3 protein-coding genes are annotated in these 2,158 nt (G+C 61.0%); all 3 read left to right on the top strand.

Annotation, left to right across the window (positions count from 1 at the left end):
- Positions 1-612: leucine-rich repeat domain-containing protein (locus IEW13_RS17215; RefSeq protein WP_188552136.1), on the top strand; the 612-nt coding region annotated here is incomplete at its 5' end.
- On the top strand, positions 606-1,418 hold the full coding sequence (locus IEW13_RS17210; protein WP_188552135.1) for a leucine-rich repeat domain-containing protein: 813 nt from the start codon (positions 606-608) through the stop codon (positions 1,416-1,418). The genes IEW13_RS17215 and IEW13_RS17210, both read left to right, overlap by 7 nt.
- Positions 1,419-1,473: 55 nt before the next feature.
- On the top strand, positions 1,474-2,157 hold the full coding sequence (locus IEW13_RS17205; RefSeq protein WP_188552134.1) for a leucine-rich repeat domain-containing protein: 684 nt from the start codon (positions 1,474-1,476) through the stop codon (positions 2,155-2,157).
- The last annotated feature ends 1 nt before the right edge of the window (position 2,158 follow it).

Here is a 2,158-nt window from a genome sequence, read left to right as displayed (position 1 = left end):
GACGCGGGCTACTTCACCTTCAATGCGAGTACCGGCGCCATCACCGGTTACAGCGGCAGCGGGCCGAAGGACGTGGTGATCCCGCGCTCGATCAACGGGGTGCCGGTGACCAGCATCGGCTTTCGCGCTTTCTTCGGCAATCAGCTCACCAGTGTGGTGATCCCTGATTCGGTGACCAGCATCGGCGATAGCGCTTTCTCCGACAACTGGCTCACCGGTGTGGTGATCCCTGATTCTGTGACCAGCATCAATGGCTGGGCCTTCGCCGACAATGGCCTGACCAGTGTGACGATCCCGGATTCGGTGACCAGCATCGGGGACGGAGCCTTTACGTCGAACAGCCTGACCCGTGTGGTGATCCCCGGCTCGGTGGCCATCCTTGGCAGTGGCGCTTTCGCCGACAATTGGCTCACCAGTGTGACGATCCCTGATTCGGTGACCACCATCCGGACCAGCACCTTCGGTAGCAACCGGCTGACCAACGTCACCATCCCTGATTCAGTGACCAGCATCGGTAGTACCGCTTTCTCCAGCAATCAGCTCACCAGTGTGACGATCCCTGATTCGGTGACCAGCATCGCCACTGGGCCTTCGCGCAGAATCCGATGGTGACCGCCTCGGTGCATGTGGACACGCAGCTGGACATCGCTGCATTCCCGCCCGGCACTCAGATCGAGTACCGCGGGGCGGAGGAGCCTGCGACGCCGGCGGAGTACTTCACCTTCAATGCGAGTACCGGTGCCATCACCGGTTACAGCAGCAGCGGGCCGAAGGACGTGGTGATCCCGCGCTCGATCAACGGGGTGGCGGTGACCAGCATCGGCGGTTCCGCTTTCTACGGCAATCAGCTCACCAGTGTGGTGATCCCTGATTCGGTGACCAGCATCGGGGACTGGAGCTTCGGTGTCAACCGGCTGACTAGCGTCACCATCCCTGATTCGGTGACCAGCCTCGGGATCGGTGCCTTCGCCGACAATGGCCTGACCAGTGTCACCATCCCTGATTCGGTGACCAGCATCGGTGATGACGCTTTCAACAGCAATCAGCTCACCGGTGTGGTGATCCCTGATTCGGTAACCGACCTTGGCAGTTCCGTTTTCCTTGCGAATCAGCTGACCAGTGTGGTGATCCCTGATTCAGTGGCCAGCATCGGGAATAATGCCTTTGCACTGAACCCGATGGTGACCGCCTCGGTGCATGTGGACACGCAGCTGGGTAGCAATGTGTTCCCGCCTGGCACCGTGATCGAGCGGCGGGGTGGTTCTTCCGGACGGGCCGGCATCGGCCGGGAGCCCGAGGGTGCCGAGGAGACGGAGGATGCTCCCACCGAGGAATCTGCGTCCGGCATAGCTGAAGGGTCAGGGGCGGCTCCCACCGAGGAGGCCGTGCGCGAGGAACCAGAAGAGAGGCACCCCTGATGGCGCGCGGATTGGTGGATGGGGTGCTGGAGGCCCGTGGCGTGGCNCCGAGTCGGTGACAGCGACCGTAGGGCTTGACACGTGCGCCGCTCACGGATGCCCGACGGACGCGGGCTACTTCACCTTCAATGCGAGTACCGGCGCCATCACCGGTTACAGCGGCAGCGGGCCGAAGGACGTGGTGATCCCCGCCGAGATCGGCGGGGTAGCGGTGACCAGCATCGGGAACGTTGCCTTCCATTCCAACCAGCTGACCAGCGTCACCATCCCTGATTCAGTGACCAGCATCGGGGACTCTGCCTTCGGTCACAACCGGCTGACCAGCGTCACTATCCCTAATTCAGTGACCAGTCTTGGCATTGCCTCTTTCGTCGGCAATCAGCTCACCAGTGTGACGATCCCGGATTCTGTTACCAGCATCGGGAGTGACGCTTTCGCCGGCAATCAGCTCACCAGCGTCACTATCCCTGATTCAGTGACCAGCATCGGCAACTTTACTTTCGCTAACAATCAGCTCACCAGCGTGGTGATCCCTGGTTCAGTAACCAGCATCGGCGGCTATGCCTTCGGTTCCAACCAGCTGACCAGCGTCACCATCCCTAATTCAGTGACCAGCATCGAGAGCCAGGCCTTTTTCAACAACAACCTGACCAGCGTCACCATCCCTGATTCAGTGGTCAGCATCGGGAACGACGCCTTTACATGGAACCCGATGGTGACGGGACTGCCGCACATTTAGG

It is taken from the genome of Sediminivirga luteola (assembly GCF_014639315.1).
Taxonomy (GTDB): Bacteria; Actinomycetota; Actinomycetes; order Actinomycetales; family Brevibacteriaceae; genus Sediminivirga; species Sediminivirga luteola.
Note: the sequence above shows the minus strand (reverse complement) of the source record. Positions and strands in the feature narration are given on the sequence as shown.

Bases quoted from the DNA above. Each gene is read 5' to 3' on its own strand.
- IEW13_RS17210 (WP_188552135.1), top strand. From the start codon at position 606: ATGGTGACCGCCTCGGTGCATGTGGACACGCAGCTGGACATCGCTGCA.